This window comes from Paraburkholderia hiiakae (assembly GCF_904848665.1).
GTDB lineage: Bacteria > Pseudomonadota > Gammaproteobacteria > Burkholderiales > Burkholderiaceae > Paraburkholderia > Paraburkholderia hiiakae.
In genome coordinates this window covers 271,484-297,104 of sequence record NZ_CAJHCQ010000004.1, presented here as the reverse complement: position 1 = coordinate 297,104, position 25,621 = coordinate 271,484, and the positions used below count along the sequence as shown (strand labels likewise).

Here is a 25,621-nt window from a genome sequence, read left to right as displayed (position 1 = left end):
GAGGTGCGCGCGTTGCGCACCCCACAGGACGAGGCAGCAGTCCGCATGCCCGTAAGCTTTGAAAGCCCCGTCCTCGCATGCCTTTTTGATCCGGCACTATTGCAACGCAATTGCTTGCGCCCGCAACGATCTCCTCACACTTCGACGTTAGAAGTCCACCGCATCGCGAATGATCGGGCACGTCATGCAATGGCCGCCGCCGCGCCCGCGCCCCAGCTCCGCACCCACGATGCTCACGACCTCGATTCCGGCCTTGCGCAGCAGCGTGTTCGTATAGGTGTTGCGGTCGTAAGCGAACACGACGCCAGGCGATGTGCAAACCAGGTTCGCGCCGCTGTCCCACTGTGTGCGTTCGCGCTGGTAATCGTTGCCGCCAGCTTCCACCACGCGCATTTTCTTGATGCCGAGCGCCGCGCTCACCACCTCGACGAAGGACTTCTTCTCCTGATGCAGTTCCACACCCGCCGGGTGATCACTGGGCCGGTACGTAAACGTGCGCGTGCGCGCCAGAAAATCCGGCGCGATCAGCACGCAGTCGCGATCTGCAAACGTGAAGACCGTATCGAGGTGCATGGCCGCGCGTATTTTCGGCATGGCCGCGACGATCACTTGCTCCGCCGCGCCCTTCTTGAACAGCGTGGCGGCGAGCTGGCTGATTGCCTGCCGCGACGTGCGCTCGCTCATGCCGATCAGCACGGTCTTGTTGCCGATGGGCATGACGTCGCCGCCTTCGAGCGTCGCCATGCCGTGGTCCTCGGTGGGGTCGCCCCACCACACGTTGACGTTGCCCGCGAAGTCCGGATGGAAGCGGTAGATCGCCGCCGCAAGGATCGTTTCCTCGTGCCGCGCGGGCCAGTACAGCGGATTGAGCGTCACGCCGCCGTAAATCCAGCACGTGGTGTCGCGCGTGTACAGCGTGTTCGGAAGCGGCGGCAAGAGATATTCGGTGGAACCGGCCGCTTCGCGCACGACCTTGAGCGCGGCGCCGCCGTGCGATTCGGGGAAGTCGTAGATCGAGAGACCGCCAAGCAAGGTCTCGGCCAGCTTGCGTTCCTCGAGCCCTTCCAGATAGCTTCTGAGTTCGTCGATGAAACCGAGCCCGACCTGGTTCGGCACGATCTGATTGTCGAGAATCCACTTCTTGCCTTCGGGCACGGCAACGGTTTCGGCGAGCAGGTTGTGCATTTCCACAACCTCTACACCGCGGTCGCGCATTTTCGTGACGAAGTCGAAATGGTCGCGCTTCGCGTTGTCGACCCACAGCACGTCGTCGAACAGCAACTCGTCGCAATTGCTCGGCGTGAGACGCGAGTGCGCCATGCCAGGCGCGCAAACCATCACCTTGCGCAGTTGCCCGACTTCCGAATACACCCCGAGCGCACTCTCTTCCTTCCCCTTGGCCTTGCCGCCCTTCGCGGCCTTTTCTACTTTCTCCGCCTTCTCGCCCTTTTCATTCTTCCCACTGCCCTTCGCCTTGGACATATCGATCTCCGCTCGTTCTCGTTAGAGTGCCATGGCGCCCGTGGCCAGCCCAACGACGCCCACGATGGCCGCTACGGCCGCCACGATGAAAATGACCCAGTCGCTCGTACACTGAAACACCTTCAGCTTGCGCTCGCGCCGCGCGAGGAAATACAGCACCGTGCCAGGCGCGTAAAGAATCGCCGAAAGCAGGATGAACTTGAGACCACCGGCAACAATCATGAACAACGTGTAGATTACGGCGACCGCAGCCAGTGCGAGATCGCGCTTGCGCTCTTCGGGCCGTACCTCGTAGCTCTCGCCGCGGTTCGACACCATGAACCCGTAGGCCGCGACGAAGAGATAGGGAATCAGCGACATCGAGCTCGTGAGGTTAAGCATCAGCGAGAACGCATCGCGCGAAAAATACGTGCTCGCTACCAGCAACTGCACGACGATGTTGGTGATCCAGAGCGCATTGGCCGGCACGTTGTTGGCGTTTTCGCGCGCGAACACGGCCGGCATGTCCTGATTGCGCGCCGCCGCGAACATCACCTCGGCGCAGATGAGCGACCACGCCAGATACGCGCCGAGTACGGAAACGACCAGGCCGATGCTCACGAAGATGCCGCCCCACGGACCGACCACGCTTTCGAGCACGGCCGCCATGGAGGGCTGGCGCATGCCCGCGACGTCGCCGCGCGGCAGCACGGCGAAAGGCAGCATGGAAACGAGCACCATGAGCGTGGTCACACCGGCGAAGCCCATGATCGTTGCGCGCCCAACGTCCGCGCGCTCCTTCGCATAGCGCGAATACACACTCGCCCCTTCGATGCCGATGAACACGAACACGGTGACCAACATCGTCGCGCGAACCTGCTGGATGAGTCCGCCCTCTTGCGCCGCGGACTGGATATTCAGGTGGAAGGTTCCGTACTTGAATACGAACAGGAGAATGACGACGAACACCATGATCGGGATGACCTTGGCGAACGTCACGACGGTGTTGATGAACGCGGCCTGCTTCACGCCGCGAAGAATGAGAAAGTGAAACAGCCAGATGCCGATCGAAGCCACGACGATAGCGGTGACCGTATTGCCGTCGCCGAACACCGGGAAAAATGCGCCCAGCGTGGACTTGATCAGCACCCAGTACGAAACGTTGCCGATGCAACTGCCGATCCAGTAACCGAACGCGGAGAGGAAGCCGGGGTAGTCGCCGAAGCCCTCTTTGGCGTACATGAACACACCGGCGTCGAGGTTCGGCTTGCGCTCCGCGAGCGCCTGGAACACGCGTGCGAGCGTGTACATGCCCACGCCCGCGACGAGCCACGCAATGGCCGCGCCGACTGGCCCCGTTGCATTGGCGAAGGTTCGCGGCAGAGAAAAGATCCCGGCGCCCACCATGCCCCCGACTACCATCGCGGTCAACTGCACGCGACTCATCTTCTGCTCGGTATCGGCCATCGGTTTCCTCGCTTTGTTCGAAACTTCGCCTTATCGAGAGACCAACCACACCTGCGTTCACTTCATCGGGTCACGCGCACCGAGTTGTTGCCAAGCAGCACACGCACGCGGTCGCCCGGAACGAACTGCTGATCCGCATCCTGGACCACCGACATCAGTTGCCCCGAATCCAGACGCACGACGATTTCAAGGCCCGCGCGCTGCGTGACTCGCTGCTCCACGGCATTGCCTGCCGCGCCACCCAGCACGGCGCCGCCGATGCCCGCCGCTACGGCGCCCGAGCCGCGCCCGATGTTGCTGCCTGCCGCGATGCCGCCAAGCGCGCCGCCGGTGATTGCGCCAATGCCCGTTGGGCCGGGCTGGATGGTGACGGGCCGCACGGCTTCGACCGCACCGAGTTCGACCACCATCACCTGTTGCGCCTGGGCCGGCGTGAAGGTGGAACCCGAAGTCGGGGTCTCGCAGCCCGAAAGCGCGAGCGAGCCCACCACGGAGCCAAGAAGTGCTGCAGCGAGATATCGCATGACATTCCCCCTAATGCGGCGCATTGCGGATTCGCTAGTTCATTCGGCCTGTTTGCTAACGATCCCACACCTATTCATTAGCGAACATTCAGCCAATACGTGCCCGGTGACTCTCCTTTTGCCATCCATCCTCCGGACACCTGACGAACATTATGGAATACGATTCGCACATGAGGCATTCAACGTGGCATTCGCTCGAGAATAGCTCATCAATTCAATGTGGCGCGCTTTTTTATCCTCGATTTCCCGCGCTCGCATTACGACAGGTCGAAGATCAGAAAAGGCTCGGACATGAAATCGACGGATGACCAGAAGTTGTCGCTGCCAGTCCTCACGGCCATGGTCGTGGGATCCATGGTCGGCGCAGGCATCTATTCGCTGCCGCGCAACTTCGCGCTCGAAGCAGGACCGACGGCCGCCGTCGTCTCATGGTGCATTGCGGGAGGCGGCATGTATATGCTGGCCCGCGTCTTCCAGCTTCTCGCGGAAATCCGGCCCGACCTCGACTCCGGCATCTTTGCTTACGCGCGCGACGGCTTTGGCGGCTACGCGGGCTTTCTCTCTGCGTTCGGCTACTGGATGGCCGGTTGCTTCGGCAACGTCTCTTATTGGGTGCTGATCAAATCCACGCTCGGCGCATTCGTGCCGGCATTCGGAAACGGCAATACGCCGATTGCCATTGCGGTTTCGTCAGTCGGCATATGGGCATTTCACTGGATGCTTTTGCGGGGCATTCAGCAGGCCACGCTCATCAATGCGATTCTCACTGTCGTAAAGATTCTGCCCATTTTCGTTTTTATCGGCATTTTGAGTGTCTATGCGAGCGCGGGGCCATTCACGAACAATCTCGAGGAAAGCACTCGGGGGCTTGCGCAGCAGGTCAAAGGCACCATGCTCGTCACGGTATTCGTGTTTCTCGGCATTGAAGGGGCGAGTGTGTATTCGCGCTACGCGAGAAAGCGCTCCGACGTGGGCGCCGCCACGATACTCGGCTTCGCCTTCGTGCTGTTGCTGCTCGTGCTCGTCACGCTGCTGCCCTACGCGCACCTCATGCGCGCGGACATCGCGGTCATGCGGCAACCTTCCATGGCGTCGGTGCTTGGCGCCGTGATCGGCTCGCCAGGCGCGGTGTTCATTGGCGGCGCGCTCATCGTCTCCGTGCTCGGCGCCTACCTGGCGTGGTCGCTGATCTGCGCGGAAGTGCTGTACGCAAGTGCGAAAGCGAACGCCATGCCCGCCATCTTCGCGCGCCGCAACGCGCGCGCGCTGCCCACCGCCGCGATATGGCTTACGAGCAGCGTCGTGCAGGCCTTCGTCATCAGCACGTACTGGTCGACCGACGCCTTCTCGCTCATGTTGCGCCTCACGAGCGCCATGGCGCTCATCCCCTACTTTTTTGTAGCGACCTTCGGACTCAAGGCAATCCGCGCACTCCCGCAATCGGCCATGAGCGCGCGAAAGCGCACGCTGAGCTATGCCACAGCGGCCATCGCCACGATTTATACATTGTTCCTGCTATACGCTTGCGGCGTGGAACTGCTCGTCATGTCCGCGCTCCTGTATGGCCCCGGCAGCCTGCTCTACATGTGGGCGCGGCGCGAGCGTGGCGAGGCACTTTTTTCCCGGCCCGAGTGGTGTGCGTTTCTCGTGGTGATGGGCGGCGGACTCGTTGCGATTTTCGGGCTGAGCGCCTCTGCGTGGCGTTAGCCGTGCGCCATTGCGCCTGCCCGCATCCATCGGTCTCTTGACTGCTTTTCGCCTCACCGCCGCCATTCAAACGTTCCAACGTTCGACAGCGAGAAATCATGCCTATCAGCTATGCGCTCCGCAAGGCGCAACTCGCAGCGGTCGAGCAGCGCACGATGAAGGTTTCCATTTACGTCGTGTGCCTCGGTTTCGCGGCGAACGTCGGCTATGGCTTCTTTGTGCAGTCCGACACGTTGCTGCTGACCGCTATCTTCTATCTGCTCAACCTCGTGAGTTCCGCGCTCGGACTGCTCGTGGCCACCGTGGTGAACCGGCCCGCGACCACTCGCTTCGAATATGGCTATTGGTTCCTCGAGCCGCTCGTGAATGGCATAAACGGGCTCATGATGCTGGTCGTTTGCGTATATGGCTTCGTGAACGGCATTGAGGGCATACGTTCGGGCGGCCACGTGGTGAATGCGCAAGGCGTCATGCTGATCAGCGCCGCGAGTTGCGTGATCAGCTTCGCCATGGTGGTGTATAAAAAGCGCGCGGCCGCACAGATCAATTCCAAGCTGCTCAAAACCGACGGCTGGAAATGGATCATGAAATTCTCGTTCAGCGCGGCCACGCTGCTCGGCTTTTTCGTGTATTCGATATTGCCCGAAAGCTTTCACTATCTATGGGCGCGCTATGTCGACAGTGCAATGACCGCGGGGCTCTCCCTGATATTTCTCTTTGCGCCGGTGAAGATCGTGAGCACTAGCTTTGCTGAATTGCTGCACATGAGTCCCGAAGAGAATAATCCGCGTTCGGAGATCGAGATGGCGCTTTCGAAGCTCGAACGCGAGCTTGGCATTCTGCGCCATCACACACACGTCATCCAGGCGGGCCGGCGCAACTTTGTCGAAGTCAGCGTGCTTGTCGGCGCAGCGTCCGCGTTAAGCGATCTCGCCTCGCAGGACGGATTGCGCGAACGCATCTGGGAAACGCTCAGCACGAATCCGTTGGAAAACCGGCTCATTGTGCAGATCACCGCGGACCCGCGCTGGGAAGACGGACGCCAGCCCGGATAGCGCGCGCATCACCAGAGCGCGCTCAGCTCGCCAACGCGCTCGGGTACGAGCGCCGCCTCGCGGTACTCGAGCGCAACGACTATCGCAGCAACGTGCTTACTCCCCGGCATTTGGCCCCGCTTCTAGTTTCTTCCATGTTAAATAAATGACTTGTGTTGAGTTGACGCGTCACCTGTAACTGCCTACCTTTGGTTACATGTAAATGGTCGCCATCCATCGTGCAATGCTCGTGTTTCCCGGACTCGCCTGACAAGGAGCGACTGTGGCCCGCCGACCTTTCGCCATGGTCCACCCGGTAACGAAAGACCTGCATCGCGCGATGCCGTTTCGAGTGCGGCGCCGTGCTCCCGCGTGCTGAACCCCGCATGTCAATCGAATCTTCGAAAGGCATCTCCTACCATGTTCAATATCCTCCTCGTTCCACTGGACGGCTCGCCCCAGACCGTGCACGTCATCGAACTGGCCAGTCGCGTGGCCGCTCCGGGTGCGGCGACCCTACACCTGCTTAGCGTCGTCGACCCATCCTACGCATTGCCTCCCGGTTGCGAGAGCGGTGTCGCGCCTGATGGCCTGACCTATCCTTACGCACACGCGCAGACATCCTTCGCACAATCGATCCTGACTGCCGCGGCCGCTCAACTTGCCGACCGGAATCTCACGGTGGAACGGCACTTCTGCGCGGGGAATCCGGTTGATATCGTCGTCGATCAGGCCCGCTTGCTGAACGCGGAGGTCATTGTGATGGGGCATCATCATTTATCACGGCTACGCCGCTGGGCCAACCCGTCGACATGCGGAATAGTCATCGAAAGGTCGCCCTGCGCGGTACTAATCGAAACGCGTGAGAAGCGCTAACCCCACGAAGCTTGCGAATCGGTTGCTACTTCATATGTGCGTACCAGCACACGGATCAGGATATCGATACGATTAATATGTTCTCCTTTACGTTTTCGAGCATCGCCATTGCGACGCCCACCATCGTCGGCTATCTCTGCTCTCTGTTCGCGCTCTCACCAATGTTGCGCGAAAAGAGCAACGCTTCGTATGGGCTCACGTGACAATGCTCTCACGGCGAAGCTGACAAGGCCTTCGTCTGCTACTATCGTCGGCAGCCTCGCAGGTCTTGTCACACCAACGGCTAAGCGTACATTACAGTACGATTCAGATCCGGAGGGCAACGTGTCATGCCAGCTTCACTGATCGCCTACTGCGGCCCCGCAGGCACTCCTCAAGACTTGTGGCTGCGCTGGAATACCGATCCGCTGTTGCTCGCCGCGCTTGCGGCCCTGGCATGTGTCATTGCCAGTGGGCGCAGCGCCGATGCACGCGCCGGCTGGTTGGCGCTCGCGCTGATGGTCGTCGTATTCGTCTCTCCGCTGTGCGCGCTGTCGTCAGCGTTGTTTTCGGCGCGAGTCACACACCACATCATCCTCATCGCCGTCATCGCGCCCCTCCTGGCACGAGCCTTTCCGCTGCCGCGCATTCCCTCGCCTCCTCTCGTGCCGGTGGTCGCCGCTCATGCCGTCATCGTCTGGCTCTGGCATGCACCGGGGCTCTATACCTGGGGCCTGGCCACCGTGGCCGCCTACTGGTTGATGCAGGCCACACTGCTTGGGAGTGCCTGGTTGTTGTGGCGCAGCATTTTCGCGCCGCTCGTGCAGACCGGCGTCGCATTGATGGCGCTGGTCGCGACGATCGGGCAGATGGGCCTGCTCGGCGCCCTGATCGTCTTTTCTCCCCGTCCGCTCTACGTGGTGCATTTCGCCAGCACGGCCGCGTGGGGACTCACGCCGCTCGCCGATCAGCAACTGGCCGGACTATTGATGTGGGTGCTCGCGATGGTCCCTTATCTCGCCGCGGGACTCTGGATCGCATGGTCCTCGCTGCGCGCCGGGGAGCCCGCACTGTGACAACCGTCCTGAAGTTCATCCATCTGGCCGCGATCGCGATCTGGTCGGGCGGGCTCATCGTGCTGCCGTTCCTGTTCTGGCAGCGGCGCACGCTCCCGGTCGGGCCGGAACTCGACCGGTTGCACCGCATCACGAGGCTCGTCTATGTCGAACTGACCTCACCGGCCGCCTTCGTCGCCATCGCAAGCGGCACGGCGTTGATCTTTCTGCAGGCTACGTTCGTTGAATGGTTCTCGGTGAAGATGGTGCTCGTCGGCATCATGGCGATGCTGCATGTCCTCGCTGGCCTCGTGCTCCATCATCTGTTCCTGCCCGAGGGGCACTTCAGCCGCCTTTCATCGATTGTTCTCGCAACCGCTTATGTGTTTGTTATCGTCGCGATCATCTGGGTCGTACTCGCCAAGCCGCACATCCCGTCAAACGCGTTTGCCCCGCATCTGTTCGAGCCAGGCGGACTCGCCCGCTGGCTGCATCAGTCTTTCGGGGACACCAGAATCCCAACGCCATGATCGAACACGAGCTTGCCCCCATGCCAGCCGGCGAAGCCCGTCATTACCGAGGCGAGGACCGACAGCGCGAGCCCGTGCGGCAGGACCTCCGTGGGATAGTAAAGGCGCAAGCCCCAGTTGGCGCCCGCGATCGCGACGAGCGTCATGGCGGCCACGGCATGCGACCAACTGGCTTCGCGCAAGCGGATGCCGCGCACGAGCAGCAGTTCGGCCGTACCTGCAATGCTGGCTCCCACGCCGCTCCAGAACGCAAAGCCGGCGGCCCAGAGACCCGCTCTCACCCAGAACGGATCGCCCGACCACCAGTAGAGGACATCGACGCCCAGCGTGGCGACCACGAATGCAATCGGGAAGTGCACCATCATGACGTGAATCGGGTGGCCCACGAGCGCGACGACCGAGCCCGCATCGAGCCGCAGCAGTTCGAGCATCACCTCGCTTTGCTTCTGGGATCCGGAATCGTCTTTCTTCGCCATGGTCAATCTCCCCCGCGTCGAAGGCGCGATAGTTCAAGCCATCATAGTGCCTTGCGTGTCCCGGTCCAAGCCGGATTGGTCGCGGCGCTGTCCGCTTGCGCCGGTCCGCTCTCGACGCTTTCGCCTTCCGGGCCCGCCGCGGCTTCTATTGCCGGACTGTGGTGGGTGATGCTGGCAGGTGCGGCCGTGCTGTTCGCACTCGTGCTCGTGTTGTTCTTCCTCGTGATCCAGCGACCGGGTTGGGGCTCGGGGGTGTCGCCCGCGCGCTGGATCGTGCTCGGCGGCCTCGTGTTGCCGGCCGTGATCCTGATTCCCCTCATCGGCTACGCGCTCTATGCCGGCGAACGACTGCTGCCGCTGCCGGGCCGCACCGTGCCACGCATCGAGGCCATCGCGCAGCAATGGAACTGGACCTTCCGCTATCCCGATGCGGGCGGCCTCGAAACGAAGAACGTGCTTCATCTGCCCGCAGGCACGCCCGTCGACATCGTCGTCACGAGCGAAGACGTCGTGCATGCGTTCTGGATCCCGCGCCTGGCCGGCAAGATCGACGCGATCCCCGGGCATGAAACGCGCCTGCGCGTAGAGGCCGATCAGCCGGGCCAGTACGAAGGCCTGTGCAACCAGTTCTGCGGACTCGGCCATGCCGGAATGCACTTCACGGTGATCGTCGATCGTCCTGAAGACTTTTCCGCCGCTCTTAAAAGCGCGGCCGCCACCGGGGAGGCAAAAAAATGACCGTACCCGTCGAGCCTCCGCCACAGGGCGTAAACGCGCTGCGGCTGCACCGCCAGCTTGCCGCCATATGGGCCACGGGGCCCGGTATGCAGCGGCTCGCCTCTGTGAACCACACCGTGATCGGCATGCGCATGATGATCACGTCGTTCGTGTTCTTTGCGATCGCGGGCATCCTCGGCATGCTGACGCGCGTGCAGCTCGCGAGCCCGCACGCTGCCTTCATGGACGCGGAGACCTACAACCAGGTCTTCACGATGCATGGCTCGATGATGCTGTTTCTGTTCGCGATTCCCATGGTGGAAAGCTTCGCGGTCTACATCACGCCGAAGATCCTCGGCACGCGCGACTTCGCCTTTCCGCGGCTCACCGCTTACGGCTACTGGTGCTACCTGTTCGGCGGCACGATCCTGACCGTGGCGCTCATCATGCATGTCGCCCCCGACGGCGGCTGGTTCATGTACACGCCGCTCAGCTCCAACGTGTATACGCCAGGCATCAACGCCGACGTCTGGCTGCTCGGCGTGACCTTCGTCGAAATCTCCGCGCTCTCGCTCGCGATGGAGATCGTCGTCTCGATCCTCAAGATGCGCGCGCCGGGCATGTCGCTGGACCGCATGCCGATCTTCGCGTGGTACATCCTCGTGACGGCCATGATGATGATCGTAGCCTTTCCCCCGCTGATCCTCGGCTCGATCATGCTCGAGGTCGAGCGGGCGTTCGGACTGCCGTTCTTCGACCCGCGCCGCGGCGGCGATCCGCTGCTCTGGCAGCACCTGTTCTGGCTGTTCGGCCACCCGGACGTCTACATCATTTTCCTGCCGATGGCGGGCGTGCTGTCGACGATCATTCCCGTGTTCGCGAGGCATCCGCTCGTCGGCTACCGGACCATTGTCGTTGCGATCATCGCGCTTGCTTTCCTGAGCTTCGGCATCTGGGTGCACCACATGTTCACCGTGGGCATTCCGCATCTGGCGCTGGCGTTCTTCTCGGCGGGCTCTGCGATCGTCGCGGTGCCGACCGCGATCCAGTTCTTCGCGTGGCTCGCCACGCTCTCACACGGCCGGCCGCGTTGGGATGTGCCAATGCTGTACATCTTCGGCTTTTTCTTCGTGTTCACGGCGGGCGGCCTCACCGGCGTGATGCTCGCCATCGTGCCGTTCGACTGGCAAGCGCACGACACCTATTTCGTCGTCGCTCACATGCACTACGTGGTGGCCGGCGCCCTCGCCTTTCCGATGCTGGCGGCGTTCTATTACTGGCTCCCGCTGCTGACCGGCCGCACTGCCGTGCACAGGCTCTCGCTGCCCGCCTTCTGGCTTGTCTTCATCGGCTTCAACATGACCTTCTTCCTGATGCACCTGACCGGTCTGCTCGGCATGCCGCGGCGCATCTTCACGTATAGCGGCGACGAAGGCTGGAACTGGCTCAACCTGCTGTCTTCGGTGGGTGGCTTCGTGATGACGATCGGCTTCGCGCTGGTGGCGATCGACATCATCGTGCAACTGCGCTTCGGCAAACGCGTGCGGCGCAATCCGTGGGACTCGACGACGCTCGAATGGGCCATGCAGATCCCGCCCGCGCCCTACGCGTTTGCTTCGCTGCCGCGCATTGGCGCGCAGACGGACGGTATCGGACCGGGCCAGCTTGCCGTATCGCTCGCGCGCGGTGAAGGCTATCTCGGCTTTACGCGCAACGGCTGGCAGGAAACGCTTGGCGTACACATGACGTCGGGTGAGCCTGAACAGCTGATCGTGTTGCCGAACGCGACGTATCTGCCGCTTTTCACCGCACTCGTCACTGGCGCCGCGGTGCTCGCGATGCTGTTCAAGTTCTACCTGCTATCGGCCGCCCTCGCCTTCGTCACGTTCGGCATGTTCGTCTTCGCCGGACAGCGCGCGGGATTGCCGCGCGATTATGGTCCGCTGCCCGTGGGCCATGGCGTGAGCGTGCCGCCGCATACGGAAGTGGCCAGCGCGCCACAATGGCTTGCGCTCGTCTGCGCACTGGTCGCGAACGGCACACTGTTCACGTCGCTGATCTTCGGCACGTTCTATCTCTGGATTGCCGCGCCGAACTGGCCCGCTGCCGTGACGCCGCAGCCGAGTCGTTTGCTCGCACTCCTCACGGTAGTCGGGCTCGCCGTTGCGGCGGCGGCAGCGCGCGGCTCGCTGCGCACCACCACGGCGGGTGGCAAACCGCACGGCTGGATCGTACTCGCCGCGCTGGCACTCCTGGTGGCGCTTGCCGCCGACGTCTCGCTGATCTCCGGTGTCACGCCCAATCCGCGCGAGCATGCGCTCGGAGCCACAGCCGCCGCGCTGCTCACCTACATCGCACTGCATGCCGGCATCGGTCTGCTCTTCCTCGTCAGCAACCTGCTGCGCTTCGGCGCGGGCTTCATCTCCCCGCGGCGGTTGACCGACCTGCGTTTGTCGCGCTTGTGGCTCGACTACACGGCGGCGACGGCGGTCATCGCGCTCGGCCTTGTGCTCGCATTGCCCGGACTCGTCGCAATGCTGGGAGCGCGGCCATGAACGCGCCCCCGCTCCCGCCGCGGCGTCTTTGGTGGCTCGCCGTCGGCTTCACGATCTGGTGTCTCGCGCTCGTGATCCTCTACGCGCTTCACGCAATCGGCTGTGCGTTCGGCTGGGCGGCGGGACCGCTGCGCCTGAGCCTCGCGATCGTGCTGCTCGCGCACCTCGTCGCGATCGGCTGGCTGTGGCGCTATCGTGCCGGCGCGAGGCGCGACCCCGGTCCCGAACGGATCAGCACATTCCTGCACACCGTTGTCATCTGGACCTTGATCGCGGCTCTCGCCGCCACCGTCATCACGTTTGGGCCCGCGCTGTTACTCACCACCTGTATCTGAGCAGCGCGTAGCGAGGCTGTGAAGGCAGGGCCCGGGGTAGAGGGGGTTTCATGAATTCTCGCGATCTCGTGCGCAAAGCCATCTGGTCGGCCATTTATCTGCTCTTCATTCTCGCCCCGCTTTTCGCGCTGCTCGCGGGCAACCTGCCGCCCGCACGCAATTTCGGCACCGAGTTCTCGGTTGCGCTCGGCTATTCCGGTCTTGCGATGATGGGGCTGCAATTCGGGCTCACGGCACGCTTTCGGCATGTGACCGAACCGTGGGGCGAGGACGTCATCTATCACTTTCACCGACGTGTCTCGCTGCTGGCCGTGGGTCTCGTCGTGGCGCATCCTCTGATCCTGATCGCCATCCGCTCGGAATCGCTCGCGATGCCGGACTCTATCTGGGATATCCCATGGGGCGCCCGCTTCGCGGTGCTGTCGATCGGCGCGCTCATCGTGCTCGTCGTAACCGCCCTGTGGCGCAAGCAACTGAAAATCCGCTACGAAACGTGGCATCTGTCACATATCGTGCTCGCGCTGACCGCAATCGGCGCGGGCATGCTGCATATGGTCGGCTGGGGCTTCTACCTCACCGATCCGCTCAAGCGGTTCCTGTGGATCGGCATGACGATTTTCTGGATCGCGTTGCTGCTCTATGTGCGCATCGTCAAGCCGCTCTACATGCTGCGCAGGCCGTATCGCGTCGTCGAGGTGCGCAGGGAGCGCGGCGATACCACGACGCTCGTCATGCAGCCCGAAGCTCACGCCGGATTTCGCTTCCAGCCGGGCCAGTTTGGCTGGCTAACGCTATGGGCGAGCCCCTTCCGCATCACCGGGCACCCGTTCTCGTTTTCGTCGAGCGCCCAGGCGCCAGACGGACGCGTCGAAATGACGATCCGCAATCTCGGCGACTTCACGAGCGCTGTCAAAACGGTCACGACCGGGCAGCGCGTGTACCTCGACGGCCCGTATGGCGCATTCACGATCGGCAACCCAACGGATATGCACGTGCTGATCGCAGGCGGCATCGGCATCACGCCGATGATGAGCATGATCCGCACGCTCGCCGACCGCGGCGACAAGCGTCCGCTGGTGCTGCTCTACGGTGGCAAGAACTGGGAATCGCTGACGTTCCGCGAAGAGCTGGATGCGCTGAAGACGCGGCTCGACCTGAAAATCGTCTATGTGCTCTCGGATGCTCACCCGGGCTGGACCGGCGAAACCGGCCGCATCGACGCGGACCTGTTCAGGCGTCACCTGCCTCCCGAGTACACGAACCACGAGTACTTCATTTGCGGGCCGGATGTCATGATGGACGCCATCGAAACCGCGCTGGGCGAGATGAAGGTACCGATCGCCCGGTATCATTCAGAGCGCTACAGCTTCGTGTAGGAGAACCAACATGCGCCGCTTGCTAGCCGATCGTCTGGTCGTTGCCACGGGCGTGATCGTCGTTGTGCTTGCCTTCGTGTTCGCGCTCGTGCGAGTGGCTTCGCTGCACTAGTATTTCGCTTCGTGTCCGGCTCCGTCCTGGCGTCGGTCATCGGAAACTTTGTAGTCCGAACATGTCAGCGCGGTGTGCGGGAATGGTTGATCGCTGTCGGCTGCGGTGGGACCGTGCCGACCGCGACGCGCGGTGCCGCGTTCGCCACCAGAATCAAGGCGGCGCCGGCCAGGCCGCTCGATGCGTGCTTCAGCGCATGCCCCGCGATCACATGATGAGTGAGTTCCCACACCTGCCAGTCAAGGCTCTCAAAGATCTTTGCCACGCCGTAGAAGACGATCACCATCGTCCAGCCGAATACGCTGTCCACCTTGCGCGTGAGCGTCAACCCGACGATGAACATGAGCCCGCCGAACTGCAGGATCGCGTACGGCCACAGGCTGTTGAGCGCGAGCCAGTACTCGATCGTGCCTAGCGACACGGCAACCATGATCAGCAACGGTACCCAGCCCACGCGCTGCCCGGTGTTCGAGGTCCAGAGCATCGCAAGTATGCCGGCGAAGACGATCGTCATCGGCAGGCGATCCCAGACGAGCGTCGCGTCGGAAGGCGCCCAGTGATAGTAGGCCGACCCGATTGCCGTTAGCACGAGCCCGAATCCGGCGACTACCATGCCGGGGAATTTTGGCGGCTGCGGCTGCCGCGCCGCATTTCGCTTCGCCCAGTCGAGGCACGCGACCCCGGCCGCCAGAATGACGAGATTCGACAGCACATCCGCGGCATGCGGTATGAAGCCCAGCGCGCGTTGATCCGCGAAGTGGTGATAGGACGCCGCCTGCGCAAGCGGCCATACCAGCTGCAACACCGTGCCCACCACGAATAGCATGATGCTGCCAAGCAGCAATCGGGGAATGTTCACGGTGCTCGTCTCCGGGTATGACGTAACACTCAGCAGGCGCTGGTGCTGGACGGGTGCGTCACCGGCCGGCCGGTGGGGCGCACCCTGCCGGTATCATCGGACAAACCGGGCTCGGTAACAAGGTTGGCCGGCCCGGTGTCTGGATGCTGTCGATCCTTGCAATCGACTTGCTGTTGCAGCCGTCGGCTTACGGCTCGCTGTAATCATCGCCGGTCTGCTCGAGTTCCTTCAACGCTTCTGCGGAATCCTCCGGCTTCCCGGCAGCGGTCTCATGCGTGCGCGTGGGTGAATTGACAACGGGAGGCGGCATCTCGCCGATGCCCTCGTCGATGCGTTGCAGGAGATACGGGAAGAATGGATTCGATGCAATCCGGAACATCGAGTCGAGCGTCAAAATCAACGTGCCGCGTTCTCCGCGCGGCGCGAGCGTACCCAGGTTGACATTGAAGTTTTCGTCGTCGCCCGGCTTGATACCGTAGAGCGCATCGGTCACGGGGAATGGAATCGCAACATGCGATAACGAAAAAATATCCGGCGGATAGTCAATGTCCAAAGGACGAACGCGAGTGACCACGCTGCCGGCATCGACACTGCGTTCGACCGTATGAGCCGAATCCTGTGACGCGTTGGCAATGACCGTGGTGCGATAGTTCTGCGGCCCAATGCGCAGCAGCCGCGTGAGCGCCGAATAGGACGCGACGCGCAGGAAGGTTCTGAAGCTCACGCTGCGGTTCACGTCGAACAACACGATTTCACTGCCGTTTTCGGGAAGCTTGTCATACAGCGACGACATGACAGCAGGGGTGCTGACCGTGAAATCAGTAACCGACTGGAACGTCAGTACGGGAGGGAGCGACTTCAACCGATTCTCACGCTCGAGCCTCGCCATCTGCTCCTGGATGGCGCTGGTCAGCAGCCAGGACTGACGCGCTGCGTTCACCGGGAACGAGTTGTATTTGAAGGGGTTGAATTCCGGCACGATGCCGAGCCAGGCGGCCCGCGCGAACGCAGGCAACACCGCGGGTAGTCCCACCAGGCCCGCAAACCGCGCGTAACGGGTGACGCCGATCATCGGCGAAATGAGCACGAGCCGGGTGGGACGCGTGAGCGCGGGGTTCTCGATGGCGTCCATCGCATATTGCAGGGCAAGTGCGCCGCCGTTCGAGAAGCCGATTAGTTCGAGCGGCTTGTCCGGGCCCACGCGCCGGCGCGCTTCGCGAACCGCGAGTCGCGTTGCCGCGGCCCATTCTTGCCATGTGACGTTGGTTAGTCCCGCAGGCACGGTACCGTGTCCAGGCAAACGGATGGCGATCGCGACAAAGCCCCGGTCACGATAATTGCGCGCGATGTGCCGCAAACTGTACGGCGAGTCCGTCATGCCATGCAGCAGCACCACGGCACCCACCGGAGGTCCTGAAGGCTCCAGGATGTATGAGCGGTTCCAGTCCTGAGCGAAGTGCTCTGGATAGATCGGTGCGCCTTCGTAGTATCGGTTCGACGGGACACGCTCGGATGCTTTGATCTTTTCGACGACGTTGACGCGCACATCCTCGAAAAGCCGCGACTCCTCCCGCATGTACGCATTCCAGTCGCCGGCGTCTATTTCTTCGACGGTCATCTCGCGCGGCACATAGGTGTGCCAGACCGAGAGTTCCGGGCCGCGCAGCGAAGACCACGCCCGCAAACCCAGTGCGAGCAACGCAAGCACGACCAGAATCGACACGCATATTTTTATTACCTTCAGCGAAGTGCGTAGCATTGGTTTTCTCTTGGAAGCAACTTCAAAACGCAGAGTGGCCTTGAACTTATTCCTCTCCCCTCTACCAGGTTAGCGCACCACATTGCTAACAGACGGACGGTTCACCAGCACGCCATCGGAGTATAGGCCGCCCGTGAAATCGTGATATTCAGTTGCCCCCCGTTAAGGAACGTTCGAACTTCTTTCGGTTAGTCGCCGTCCAGGGCGCTGGGCGGCGCTATGGCGCATTCGCCTTTTTGTCCGCCGGTATGGTTTCAGGTTGATCGACAATTCGCGCACCTGCAGCCTTGAGTGCAGCCTGGAATTCCGGGGACGCCAGGATGATCGTGCTCGCCGCGTTGCGCAAGCGATCGATTGCCTCATCCGGCAACGCAAGTGAAGTCGGCAATTGATTCAGGCCGTCCCGCTCGGCCTTGTCGGCCAGTGCGTCAAATGACACGTTGACGACATAGATATCGGTATCGGGCGCTTCCACGGCCCGCGCCAGCTTGGGATCCTTGTTATCCCTGAACGCCTCGGAGTTGCGGATCTGGCGCAACAGCGCCCATCGGGCCTTGATGTCCTGCAATAGCTCGACTGATTCGCTGGAAAACCGGTCGATCGGCACGCCAACTGCCTGGACAAGCGTCCTGATGGCGCCTGGAGGACGTTCCGAAAGGTTCCAGCTGGTCGAAGGAGACGACGCCGCGTTCACCACGAAGATAATGAGTCTGCGTACGTTGTCGAGCGGCGCGGGTTGCCCGGCTTCGTGGAGCGCCTCGAATGTTCCGATGAAATCCAGCACGCCCCTCAGCCCCAGATTGTCGGAGATGCCGCCATCGACGAGATGGAAATAGGGGTTTTGGGTCGCGTCGACGATTTCGCGCAAATCCTGCAGTCGATTGAGAATACGGCTCGCGGATCTCTGCACCCTGTCGGGTTGGGCAAGCGCTTGACTCCAGCTGGGTTCCTCGTAACCGCACGTGCCGCCATAGTTGTTGATCGTAATCGGAGCCAGCACTACCGGCACCGCCGAGGATGCCGCCGCCGCACGCGAAAGCTTGACTGGACCGAGTTCCGCACACAGGACGTCGAAGTTCTGCTGGAGAAACACGATGCGCGATCCCGTCGTCAGTTCCGTTGCGCTGACGGCGATCATCGGGCCGCCCTTGCGCTCGAGTTCGGCGAATGTCGCATTGTTGAACAGGACTTCGTCATACAGCTTCGCCGCAAGCTCGGAGCGGCTCCAGCGCGCGGAAGCCAGCGCGGGCCAGTTCACCGGATTCAGGATGCGGGCGATGAGTTCGCCCTGCACGTTGCGCTTGAGAAAGCGGTCCTCATAGAAGTCGAACAGATGCCTGCCGTAAAGCCCGTACGCCAGCGCGGTGAAGCTGCCGCCGGAGACTCCGGTGATCAGATCCACTTCATCGAGCAAGCGGATCTTCTTGCCCGTCGCGCCCGTCACTTCGATACGCTGCAGCGTCTCCAGCGTTCCGTATGAAAACGCGGCCGCACGCATTCCGCCACCGGAAAAGGCGAGAATGACCATGTCCTGCCTGCCGCCCCTGTTTCCTTCCAGCCGGTCGAACGGGCTCAGCTGCTGCGAGTCGTACTGAATGATTGGTGGGTTCACAGGCCGTGTCGCGCAGCCGCCGATCAATAGCAACGACGTGGCGGCAAGTAATACGGCGTAGTTCCACGAACGCACGACCATGTCTTTAAAGCCTGTGTCACTTGCTCTGCGGGGCATTGCCCTTTCGGTCGGCGCTCAGGGACACGGGCGTATGCGAATCGGCGATATCCACCCAGCCACCGCCCATGGCCTGATACACGCTGATCACCTGGTTATAGCGCGAGGCCTGCAGGTTGGCGAGGGCAAGCTCGGCCGAGAACAGGTCGTTTTCGGATATCAGCACTTCGAGATAGCCGACCAGGCCGTCTTCGAACTTGAGCCTTGAGAATCGCGCATATTCGCGCAGTGCATCGACACGCTGCTGCTGAAACCCGGTCTGCTCGATGGTCTTCTGCGAACTGACCAGCGCGTTGTTGGTGTCGTTGAACGCGCCCAGCACCGTCTGCCGGTAGACCAGTTCGGCCTGGCGCTTTTGTGCCTCGGCCGACTGCACCTGGCCTTCAATGGCGCCTGAGGTGAAGATCGGCCCGGTCAGTCCTGCCGCGATCGACCAGAGCGACGCGGGCCCAGAAAGGAAGTCGCCGAAGGCCGTGCTGACCGAACCCAGCGCCCCCGTCAGCGAAATGGTGGGGTAGTAAAGCGCGCGCGTGGCGCCGACATTCGCATTGGCGGAGACCAGATTCTGTTCGGCCTGCAGAATATCGGGCCGCCGCTCGAGCAATGTCGACGGCAGATCCGCCGGAATGACGGGAAGCACCAGCTCGCTCACCGACTTGCCGCGCGGAATCGGCCCAGGATTGCGACCTGACAGAATGGAGATGCCGTTTTCCACGATGGCGATCTGCTGCTCGATGGCCGGTATCGTGGATTGCGCCAGCTTGTACTGCGAGCGCACCTGGGAAAGCTCCGTCTGGGAAACGAGGCCGTCGCGGTAGCGCAACTCGAATATCCGCAGCGTTTCGCCGAAGTTACCCGCCGTGGCCCGCGCGACTTCGAGTTGCCGGTCGAGCCCGCGCAGCGTGATGTAGCTGGTCGCCACGCCTGTCACCAGCGAAAGCACGACGCCCCGCTGGGCCTGCTCGCTGGCATAGACCTGCGCCTGCGCGGCTTCGGTCAGGCGTCTCACGCGGCCGAACAGGTCGATTTGCCAGGAAGCGGACAGCATGCCCTGATAGAGATTGAATACGGGATCGAGCACCGGCGACAGCGGCGGCATGCCGACCTCGCTGGTCCGGTTGCGGCTCACGTTGGCGCCATAGCCGATCTGCGGGAGGCCCTGCGAGCGCGCAGCGCGCAACAAGCCGATGAACTGGTCGATACGCGCCGCGGCGATACGCACGTCCAGATTGCCCTGCAGTGCGGTTTGAATCAGGTCGTTCAACACCGGATCGTCGAACTGCTCCCACCACGCCGTGTCCACGACTTCTTCAGCCTCGGGCAAATCGACCCGCCACGTTGCCGGCACCGCCACCTCGGGGCGACTGTAATCGGGGCCCACGCTAATGCAGCCGGCTAGGCAACTGGTAGCGGCGGCAAATATCGCAGCACGCGTCAGCGTTCTCATGACGTACTCCAGGTTCTGCTGCAACCGCGTCCCGTATGCGCAGGCGGTGCGGTCGTTTGCGCCACACACATCACGCCGCCACCGCGAGCAGGCCACCGAACAGCAGCGCCGCGAGCAACAGCGTCAGACAGGACACGGCCCATCCGCGCACGAACGCATCGGTACAGACAGCGATTCGTGCGGCCCCCGCGCCGCCTCGTTGCAGTCCACGCAGGAGGCCACCTACATCGCCCACAGGCACGGACAGCACCGTCTTGCCCCATCGACTCCAGCCTACCGCGAGCGCCGCGCCAACGAGTACCGGCCAGAGTGCCGACCACAGCGCCGCAGGAGCCAGCGCCTCGGGTAGCGAGCCTACCGGGATACGCAGATACAACACCCACGGAACGGCCAGCGAGACCACGACCATCGCCAGCCATGCCCCCCTGAGCGGCCCGGGAGCGCGCGCGTTGGAATCGGTCGTGGCCACGGCCCCCAGACAGCGCACGAAATGAAGCATCAGCAACGTGGTCGCGGCTGAAGACGCCGCAGCCAGCGAGCTGGCCAGATCGCCGGACAGCAGGTCCTTGGCCGCGTATTTGGCCAGTGCGCCACCCGTCAACGGCAATCCGCCCAGTCCGAGCGCGATGACCGCCGTGGGCACCAGCACCCACCGCAACGATCCGGCACCCGTCAACGCGACCACGCCCACAGCCAGAAACAGCGTGCCTTTGACCAGCAGATGGTGCGCGGCATAGTACGCGGCTGCCACCACGGTCGCGGGGTCGCCTGCGGCTAGCCCCATGCCGATCACGGCCATCAGGAAGCCCATCTGGCTGACGCTCGAGTACGCCAGCACGACTTTCGGCCGGGACTGGGTGATACCGATCGCCACGCCGTAGAACGCGCCGAACATGCCCAGCGCCGCGAAAGGGATGCCAAAGTGCGGCCATGCGTCGTTGAAAGTCAGTGGCAGAAAACGAACCAATGCGATCACACTGGCCTTGACCACCGCGCCGCTGAGTACCGCCGCCGCCGGAACAGGTGCAGCGCGATAGGCGTGCGGCATCCAGAAATGCAGCGGCACCATCCCGGCCTTCATGCCGAGGCCAACCAGCAGCAATAGCAGCGTGGCGCTACGCGACGGCGAGCCCGGCAACGCCGCAGCCGCATCGCGAATTAGCAGGCTGCCGTGAGGCGTGGCCTGTGCCAGCAGGACCAATCCTCCCAGCACGAAAGCCTCGGCCAGCAATGCAATGCCGAGATAGAGCGCGCCCGCGTAGCGGGCTTCGGGCCCGTCGCCCTGGAGCACCAGCCCGCTGGCGCCGACACTCAACACCGCCAGCATCAGATAGAAGCCAATCAGATCGGCCGTCAGAAACACGCCGACGCTGCCGGTCAAGGCCATGAACCAGCAGACGACAAACCCATCGATATCTTCGCGACCGCGTACATAGCGTGCGGCATAGATTCCGGCGAAGAGCCACAGCAGCGCCGCCGTGCCGAGCAACAATGCGCCTGGCGTATCGAGAGCGAAACTCAGGGCGAACCTGCTGTGACCGAGCGTCAGGGTTTCGCACTGGCTGGCGCCGACGGCCGTGGCCAGCGCGGGCAGCGGAGCGATCGCGAACCATGAAGGCAGCCGCCTTCGAACAGGCGCCGACGCGCAAAGCAGCAGCATCAGCAACGGCAACCCGACCGCTGCGGCGAGCAGAGCTTGAGAGAGGTTCATGGCAGCCCCGCTGGCGGCATCACTGTGCGGCCGATCTGGGCCACGTCGACCGGCAGCAGCACAGCGAGGCCAAGCAGGAAGGAACACGTTGCGAGGCCCAGCACGGCGAGCTGCTGGTAACGAGGCACCTGCTTTTTCGGCGACCAGCCGGGCGCGGCCGGCTCCATCGCGCGCACCACCACCATGAAGACGTAGACGCTCGTGAGCAGGCCGCCGACCAGCATCACCAGCGCCCACCACCATTGCCCCGTTGCGAGCGCCGCCGACATCAGCAGCCACTTGGCCAGAAAGCCGCCGGAAGGCGGCAGGCCGATCAACGTGGCGCCGGCCAGCGCGAAAGCCGTCAGCGTCATGGGCAAGGCGCGCGCGGCACCACGCAGGTCGGCCAGACGGTCATGCCCCAGCGTGCTATAGATCAGACCGGCCGCGAGGAACATGGCCGCTTTTGCGCTGGCGTGCGATACGGCCTGCAACAGGCCGCCCGTGACGGCTCGGGCGCTTTCGTGCTGCACGGCAAGCGGGAACAGCAGGAACAGATAGCCGATCTGGGCGACCGTCGAGTAAGCGATCAAGAGCTTCAGCCGCACCTGGCGCAGCGCCACCACATTGCCGAAGACGATCGCGAGCGCCCCCAGGCCCGCAAGCAGTTGCGAGCAGGATCCGCTTACGATGCCGGCGAAGACGTCGATCCACAACCGCACCACCACGAACCACGATCCCTTGATGACCAGGGCCGACAAGAGCGCGCTCGCGGCGGCGGGCGCGCCCGCGTGCGCAGGCGGCAACCACAGATGCAGCGGAAACAGCGCGGTTTTGGCGAGCATGCCGGCCGTCATCAAGGCCAACGCGGTCCAGGCTAGCGGCTGCGCCCCGACCCTCGCGGCAAGCAGCGCGATGTCCAGCGTGCCATAGGCGCCATAGAGCAGAAAAACCCCCAGCAGATAAAGCATCGAGCCGATCAGCGCGTACAACAGATAGCGCAACGCGGCCTGTAACGTTTCGGCGCGGCCATCGAGGGACACCAGGGGAACACCGGCAAAAGTCAGCAGTTCGAGCGCGACGTAGAGCGTAAAGATGTCTCCGCTCACGAACACCAGATTGAGCGCTCCCCATACCGCCAGCAGCAGCAGCCAGAACGCCAGCGGCGCGCGTGTCTCGCTCGTGCCGGACGGCGTGCCGAAGTCGCCATTGGCGTAAATCGCCACCGCCCCCACCACCACGGCGACCACCAGCATCATGCACACCGAGAGGCCGTCGGCGCGGAGCATGACGCCCAGCGGCGGCGCCCAGCCGCCCAGCAGATAGCGCAATGCGTCGCCCGAGACCAGGAGTCTCGCCGCAATCTCCAGCACCATGCCGAAACCGAAGGCGATCGTCACCCAGGCCACGCGTTGTGCGTGGCGGCCTCCGAGCACCAACCCAGCGAGCATCCCGGCAAAAGGCAACAACACGGCGAGCGCCAGCAGCAGGCCGCCCGGCGTCGATTGCCCCGTGAGCGCCAGCGTTGTCACCTCGCCTCCGTATTGGCGCGCGCCCCGCCCGACGCCGCATCACCGTCCGCCGAAAGCGAATTCGAGCCCGTTTCCGCGAACCTGCGCAGCATGAGTCCGACTGCCAGCGCAGAAGCGGCGAACGACACGACAATCGCCGTGATCAATAGCGCCTGCGGCACTGGATCGCCGGACATGCCGGCGCCAGCGCCTCGATGCGCGATCACGGCACAGGCCAGAAAAACGCCGTTGCCCGTGAGGTTGAAGGCCAGCACCTTGCGCAAGGGCTGCGGGTTGACGATCAGGCCATACAGGCCAAGACCCACGAGGGCCGCAGCGGTCAAGCCGAACAACTGCGAGACGTTCATGCGTTCACCTCCGGCCGCTGGGGTGGACCGACCAGCAGGAGTACCAGGGTCACGGCAAGCGAAGGCAGCAGCGCGGCTTCAATGAGGATGATCCACACCTTCGCCCAGCCATCGGGGTACGCCAGAAACGCGCCCGCCATGACGGTACCGAGCAGGCCAAGCGCGATGAACACCGCCGGCCCGAGGATCAGCACGGCGCGCAGCCAGCGGCGGCTGACCGGCGGCGCATCGCGCAGACCGGACATCATGACGAGCAGCCACATGGCGGCAATCACCGTGGCGCCCTGAAATTTGCCGCCCGGATGATCGGCGCCGACCCAGAAAATGTAGATGCCGATCACGACGCCTATCGGCGGCAATACGCGCGCGAGATACACCAGAATGTCGTTGGGACTGACCATCTGCGCGAGTCCCGGCCTGCCGCCCCAGCAGCGGTCCGGCGCCAGCGACCAGACGCCGACCACGCCGAACAGCAACACGATGGCTTCCAGCAGCGTGTCGATCGCGCGGAACGACAGCAGGACGGCCGTGATCGGGTTGCCGACGCCAGTCGCCTCAATGTGTCGCGCCACCTCGGGCGCGAGCGTCGGAGCGGGGTCCGGCAAGCTCAACAGGCTAACGGCAATCACGACTGTGACGGCCGTGGCGGCCACGCCTGCCGCGACGCGTATCGCGAGGCCCGGCGTTTCGGCCTGGGCCGCCGCTTCGGTTGCCTCCAGCCGTGACGCCGCGCGAATCAGCAGCGCGCCGGTCAGGCCCGCACCGATGGCCGCTTCGGTCAACGCGACGTCGACAGCGCGCAGTACCAGCCAGGCCAGCGTGAGCAGCAGACCGTAAGGGATGAACCCGGCGACCGCGGCGAACGTATCGCGCACAACGACGGTCCAGAGCGCAAGCGCCAGCAGCAGAATCCCGATGCCGACGGAGATGGCGGAGATCATCTGCCCTCCTCCTGCCGACGCGCGGCGCGCGCGATGAGCTGCGACACATCGGACGACGTCAGCATCACCAGCAGCCAGACCACGATCAGCTTGAGGGCGATCACGATATGACCGGTCTGCGGCACCAGTCCCAGCACCACCATGCCCAAGCCTAGATTGTCGGCCTTGGTCAGCGCGTGGAGCCGCGTGTACGTGTCCGGGAACCGCAACAGCCCGGCCGTACCGGCCACAAAGAAGAAAATGCCGGCCAGCATGGCAATGATCGTGAAGACATCGGCTGCGGTTTTCATTTCCGGTCCTCTTTCGCGATATCGCCTTCTGCCTGGCGATCGGCTTTGACGAAGGCCACCGACGCGAATGCCGCAAGCACGGCGAGCGTCAACGCGACATCCACGACAGCCTCGACGCCGCTTGCCGTGCCGACCAGCAGCAAGGCCGCGATCCCTCCCGTACCGAACAGTTGCGCGGCCATCATACGGTCGGCGCGCGTGGGCCCGCGCAGCACCGTCAACAAGCCCACGGCCACCATCAGCAGCACCAGCGCGCAAACGGCAATGAGCACGTCAGCCATGACGTTCACCGCTGACCAGCGCGCCCGCGAGGCGCCGTTCTTCGTCCGCCAGTTGCTCGGCAACCCGCTGCGAGGTGTCGAGGCAGTGGTAGACGAGCCCGTCCGCGGTCTCGTCGACCGGAAGCGACCCCGGCAAGAGGCTCGTGATGATGGCAAAACCGTTGCGCGCCGTTCCCGGCGGAAAACCGACACGATAGACCACGATACCGGGCCGCAAAGGCAGGCGCGGGTCCAATGCGCGGCGCGCCACGTCGATGCCCGCGAGCAGCGACTGCAAGAGAAAATGCGGCACGAAGACGAGTAAAGCACCGAGGCGCACCTTTCCCGCGGCGGGCGGCAGGAGACGCAGGCTCATCTGCGTCGCGACGAGCGTCGCGATCAGGCCGCAGACGAGATCGGCCGGCTTCACGCTCGGCATCAGGATGATCCATAGCGCGAGAAAGCAAACCGCGCGTGCCAGCGCGACGCGCCAGTGCGAACGCCAGTCGAGCAGGAAAGCACGGAGCGTGGGTGAGCTCATGGAAGATGCGCCTCCTTGATGG

The 25,621-nt window shown here is 63.3% G+C and carries 25 protein-coding genes; 10 read left to right on the top strand and 15 right to left on the bottom strand.

What is annotated here, in order from left to right; translation table 11 throughout:
- Positions 1 to 147: 147 nt before the first annotated feature.
- The 3 genes from JMY28_RS10570 to JMY28_RS10560 all read right to left on the bottom strand — a co-directional run bounded on the left by JMY28_RS10570 (position 148) and on the right by JMY28_RS10560 (position 3,452).
- Positions 148 to 1,338, bottom strand: a complete 1,191-nt coding sequence (locus JMY28_RS10570; protein ID WP_236596801.1) for an arginine deiminase — start codon at positions 1,336 to 1,338, stop codon at positions 148 to 150.
- Between the two features lie 165 nt (positions 1,339 to 1,503).
- Positions 1,504 to 2,928, bottom strand: a complete 1,425-nt coding sequence (locus JMY28_RS10565) for a basic amino acid/polyamine antiporter (RefSeq protein WP_201695842.1) — start codon at positions 2,926 to 2,928, stop codon at positions 1,504 to 1,506.
- A 62-nt stretch (positions 2,929 to 2,990) separates the two neighbouring features.
- Positions 2,991 to 3,452: an outer membrane lipoprotein gene (locus JMY28_RS10560; RefSeq protein ID WP_201695841.1), complete on the bottom strand. Its 462-nt coding sequence runs from the start codon at positions 3,450 to 3,452 to the stop codon at positions 2,991 to 2,993.
- Between the two features lie 291 nt (positions 3,453 to 3,743).
- Between JMY28_RS10560 and JMY28_RS10555 the strand changes: the two genes are divergently transcribed.
- From JMY28_RS10555 to JMY28_RS10535, 6 genes are all read left to right on the top strand, one after another.
- Complete coding sequence (locus JMY28_RS10555; RefSeq protein ID WP_201695840.1) at positions 3,744 to 5,159, top strand: basic amino acid/polyamine antiporter; 1,416 nt, start codon at positions 3,744 to 3,746, stop codon at positions 5,157 to 5,159.
- A 98-nt stretch (positions 5,160 to 5,257) separates the two neighbouring features.
- Positions 5,258 to 6,214: a cation diffusion facilitator family transporter gene (locus JMY28_RS10550; RefSeq protein ID WP_201695839.1), complete on the top strand. Its 957-nt coding sequence runs from the start codon at positions 5,258 to 5,260 to the stop codon at positions 6,212 to 6,214.
- 399 nt (positions 6,215 to 6,613) lie between these two features.
- A complete protein-coding gene (locus JMY28_RS10545; RefSeq protein ID WP_201695838.1) occupies positions 6,614 to 7,069 on the top strand; it encodes a universal stress protein in 456 nt (151 codons plus the stop codon).
- A gap of 77 nt (positions 7,070 to 7,146) precedes the next feature.
- Positions 7,147 to 7,272: a hypothetical protein gene (locus JMY28_RS39325; RefSeq protein ID WP_268960628.1), complete on the top strand. Its 126-nt coding sequence runs from the start codon at positions 7,147 to 7,149 to the stop codon at positions 7,270 to 7,272.
- A gap of 126 nt (positions 7,273 to 7,398) precedes the next feature.
- Entirely contained in the window at positions 7,399 to 8,124 is a 726-nt protein-coding gene (locus JMY28_RS10540) for a cytochrome c oxidase assembly protein (RefSeq protein ID WP_201695837.1), read from the top strand.
- Complete coding sequence (locus JMY28_RS10535) at positions 8,121 to 8,633, top strand: CopD family protein (protein WP_201695836.1); 513 nt, start codon at positions 8,121 to 8,123, stop codon at positions 8,631 to 8,633. Before JMY28_RS10540 ends, JMY28_RS10535 begins: the two co-directional genes overlap by 4 nt.
- Here the strand turns inward: JMY28_RS10535 and JMY28_RS10530 are convergent.
- Positions 8,597 to 9,109 carry a DUF2231 domain-containing protein gene (locus JMY28_RS10530; RefSeq protein ID WP_201695835.1) on the bottom strand — a complete coding sequence of 171 codons (513 nt, stop codon included), beginning with the start codon at positions 9,107 to 9,109 and terminating at the stop codon, positions 8,597 to 8,599. The two genes, JMY28_RS10535 and JMY28_RS10530, sit on opposite strands and share 37 nt — an antisense overlap.
- Before the next feature lie 51 nt (positions 9,110 to 9,160).
- On the opposite strand from JMY28_RS10530, the gene coxB reads away from it, so the two are divergent.
- From coxB to JMY28_RS10510, 4 genes are read left to right on the top strand one after another with little or no spacing between them, the layout of a single operon-like run.
- Positions 9,161 to 9,847, top strand: coding sequence for a cytochrome c oxidase subunit II (coxB, locus tag JMY28_RS10525; RefSeq protein WP_201695834.1), 687 nt, complete (start codon positions 9,161 to 9,163; stop codon positions 9,845 to 9,847).
- A complete protein-coding gene (ctaD, locus tag JMY28_RS10520) occupies positions 9,844 to 12,381 on the top strand; it encodes a cytochrome c oxidase subunit I (protein ID WP_201695833.1) in 2,538 nt (845 codons plus the stop codon). The genes coxB and ctaD overlap by 4 nt, the downstream gene beginning before the upstream one ends.
- Positions 12,378 to 12,716 carry a hypothetical protein gene (locus tag JMY28_RS10515; RefSeq protein ID WP_201695832.1) on the top strand — a complete coding sequence of 113 codons (339 nt, stop codon included), beginning with the start codon at positions 12,378 to 12,380 and terminating at the stop codon, positions 12,714 to 12,716. Before ctaD ends, JMY28_RS10515 begins: the two co-directional genes overlap by 4 nt.
- Positions 12,717 to 12,766: 50 nt before the next feature.
- The gene (locus tag JMY28_RS10510; RefSeq protein ID WP_201695831.1) at positions 12,767 to 14,092 is read left to right on the top strand and encodes a ferredoxin reductase family protein; all 1,326 of its coding nucleotides are present in this window, start codon (positions 12,767 to 12,769) and stop codon (positions 14,090 to 14,092) included.
- Between the two features lie 176 nt (positions 14,093 to 14,268).
- Here JMY28_RS10510 and JMY28_RS10505 read toward each other — a convergent pair whose 3' ends face one another.
- The 11 genes from JMY28_RS10505 to JMY28_RS10455 form a co-directional block, all read right to left on the bottom strand.
- Positions 14,269 to 15,063 (bottom strand): hypothetical protein, encoded by a 795-nt coding sequence (locus JMY28_RS10505; RefSeq protein WP_201695830.1) that lies wholly within the window; start codon positions 15,061 to 15,063, stop codon positions 14,269 to 14,271.
- A gap of 187 nt (positions 15,064 to 15,250) precedes the next feature.
- Positions 15,251 to 16,822, bottom strand: a complete 1,572-nt coding sequence (locus tag JMY28_RS10500; protein ID WP_201695829.1) for an alpha/beta hydrolase — start codon at positions 16,820 to 16,822, stop codon at positions 15,251 to 15,253.
- A 217-nt stretch (positions 16,823 to 17,039) separates the two neighbouring features.
- Complete coding sequence (locus JMY28_RS10495; protein ID WP_201695828.1) at positions 17,040 to 18,515, bottom strand: patatin-like phospholipase family protein; 1,476 nt, start codon at positions 18,513 to 18,515, stop codon at positions 17,040 to 17,042.
- 16 nt (positions 18,516 to 18,531) lie between these two features.
- Positions 18,532 to 19,998, bottom strand: coding sequence for an efflux transporter outer membrane subunit (locus JMY28_RS10490; protein ID WP_201695827.1), 1,467 nt, complete (start codon positions 19,996 to 19,998; stop codon positions 18,532 to 18,534).
- A gap of 70 nt (positions 19,999 to 20,068) precedes the next feature.
- Positions 20,069 to 21,709 carry a proton-conducting transporter transmembrane domain-containing protein gene (locus JMY28_RS10485; RefSeq protein WP_201695826.1) on the bottom strand — a complete coding sequence of 547 codons (1,641 nt, stop codon included), beginning with the start codon at positions 21,707 to 21,709 and terminating at the stop codon, positions 20,069 to 20,071.
- Positions 21,706 to 23,220: a complex I subunit 5 family protein gene (locus JMY28_RS10480; RefSeq protein ID WP_201695825.1), complete on the bottom strand. Its 1,515-nt coding sequence runs from the start codon at positions 23,218 to 23,220 to the stop codon at positions 21,706 to 21,708. The genes JMY28_RS10485 and JMY28_RS10480 overlap by 4 nt, the downstream gene beginning before the upstream one ends.
- Positions 23,217 to 23,567, bottom strand: a complete 351-nt coding sequence (locus JMY28_RS10475) for an NADH-quinone oxidoreductase subunit K (protein WP_133184712.1) — start codon at positions 23,565 to 23,567, stop codon at positions 23,217 to 23,219. Before JMY28_RS10475 ends, JMY28_RS10480 begins: the two co-directional genes overlap by 4 nt.
- The gene (locus JMY28_RS10470) at positions 23,564 to 24,508 is read right to left on the bottom strand and encodes a hydrogenase subunit MbhD domain-containing protein (RefSeq protein WP_201695824.1); all 945 of its coding nucleotides are present in this window, start codon (positions 24,506 to 24,508) and stop codon (positions 23,564 to 23,566) included. Before JMY28_RS10470 ends, JMY28_RS10475 begins: the two co-directional genes overlap by 4 nt.
- A complete protein-coding gene (locus JMY28_RS10465) occupies positions 24,505 to 24,798 on the bottom strand; it encodes a monovalent cation/H(+) antiporter subunit G (protein ID WP_201695823.1) in 294 nt (97 codons plus the stop codon). Before JMY28_RS10465 ends, JMY28_RS10470 begins: the two co-directional genes overlap by 4 nt.
- Positions 24,795 to 25,079 carry a monovalent cation/H+ antiporter complex subunit F gene (locus JMY28_RS10460; RefSeq protein WP_201695822.1) on the bottom strand — a complete coding sequence of 95 codons (285 nt, stop codon included), beginning with the start codon at positions 25,077 to 25,079 and terminating at the stop codon, positions 24,795 to 24,797. Before JMY28_RS10460 ends, JMY28_RS10465 begins: the two co-directional genes overlap by 4 nt.
- Positions 25,072 to 25,599 (bottom strand): Na+/H+ antiporter subunit E, encoded by a 528-nt coding sequence (locus JMY28_RS10455; RefSeq protein WP_201695821.1) that lies wholly within the window; start codon positions 25,597 to 25,599, stop codon positions 25,072 to 25,074. The genes JMY28_RS10460 and JMY28_RS10455 overlap by 8 nt, the downstream gene beginning before the upstream one ends.
- Positions 25,600 to 25,621: the final 22 nt, after the last annotated feature.

Coding starts and splice junctions, on each gene's coding strand:
- JMY28_RS10570 (WP_236596801.1), bottom strand. CDS start 1,338: ATGGTTTGCGCGCCTGGCATGGCGCACTCGCGTCTCACGCCGAGCAAT.
- JMY28_RS10565 (WP_201695842.1), bottom strand. CDS start 2,928: ATGGCCGATACCGAGCAGAAGATGAGTCGCGTGCAGTTGACCGCGATG.
- JMY28_RS10560 (WP_201695841.1), bottom strand. CDS start 3,452: ATGCGATATCTCGCTGCAGCACTTCTTGGCTCCGTGGTGGGCTCGCTC.
- JMY28_RS10555 (WP_201695840.1), top strand. CDS start 3,744: ATGAAATCGACGGATGACCAGAAGTTGTCGCTGCCAGTCCTCACGGCC.
- JMY28_RS10550 (WP_201695839.1), top strand. CDS start 5,258: ATGCCTATCAGCTATGCGCTCCGCAAGGCGCAACTCGCAGCGGTCGAG.
- JMY28_RS10545 (WP_201695838.1), top strand. CDS start 6,614: ATGTTCAATATCCTCCTCGTTCCACTGGACGGCTCGCCCCAGACCGTG.
- JMY28_RS39325 (WP_268960628.1), top strand. CDS start 7,147: ATGTTCTCCTTTACGTTTTCGAGCATCGCCATTGCGACGCCCACCATC.
- JMY28_RS10540 (WP_201695837.1), top strand. CDS start 7,399: ATGCCAGCTTCACTGATCGCCTACTGCGGCCCCGCAGGCACTCCTCAA.
- JMY28_RS10530 (WP_201695835.1), bottom strand. CDS start 9,109: ATGGCGAAGAAAGACGATTCCGGATCCCAGAAGCAAAGCGAGGTGATG.
- ctaD (WP_201695833.1), top strand. CDS start 9,844: ATGACCGTACCCGTCGAGCCTCCGCCACAGGGCGTAAACGCGCTGCGG.
- JMY28_RS10515 (WP_201695832.1), top strand. CDS start 12,378: ATGAACGCGCCCCCGCTCCCGCCGCGGCGTCTTTGGTGGCTCGCCGTC.
- JMY28_RS10510 (WP_201695831.1), top strand. CDS start 12,767: ATGAATTCTCGCGATCTCGTGCGCAAAGCCATCTGGTCGGCCATTTAT.
- JMY28_RS10500 (WP_201695829.1), bottom strand. CDS start 16,822: ATGCTACGCACTTCGCTGAAGGTAATAAAAATATGCGTGTCGATTCTG.
- JMY28_RS10495 (WP_201695828.1), bottom strand. CDS start 18,515: ATGGTCGTGCGTTCGTGGAACTACGCCGTATTACTTGCCGCCACGTCG.
- JMY28_RS10490 (WP_201695827.1), bottom strand. CDS start 19,998: ATGAGAACGCTGACGCGTGCTGCGATATTTGCCGCCGCTACCAGTTGC.
- JMY28_RS10485 (WP_201695826.1), bottom strand. CDS start 21,709: ATGAACCTCTCTCAAGCTCTGCTCGCCGCAGCGGTCGGGTTGCCGTTG.
- JMY28_RS10475 (WP_133184712.1), bottom strand. CDS start 23,567: ATGAACGTCTCGCAGTTGTTCGGCTTGACCGCTGCGGCCCTCGTGGGT.
- JMY28_RS10470 (WP_201695824.1), bottom strand. CDS start 24,508: ATGATCTCCGCCATCTCCGTCGGCATCGGGATTCTGCTGCTGGCGCTT.
- JMY28_RS10465 (WP_201695823.1), bottom strand. CDS start 24,798: ATGAAAACCGCAGCCGATGTCTTCACGATCATTGCCATGCTGGCCGGC.
- JMY28_RS10460 (WP_201695822.1), bottom strand. CDS start 25,079: ATGGCTGACGTGCTCATTGCCGTTTGCGCGCTGGTGCTGCTGATGGTG.
- JMY28_RS10455 (WP_201695821.1), bottom strand. CDS start 25,599: ATGAGCTCACCCACGCTCCGTGCTTTCCTGCTCGACTGGCGTTCGCAC.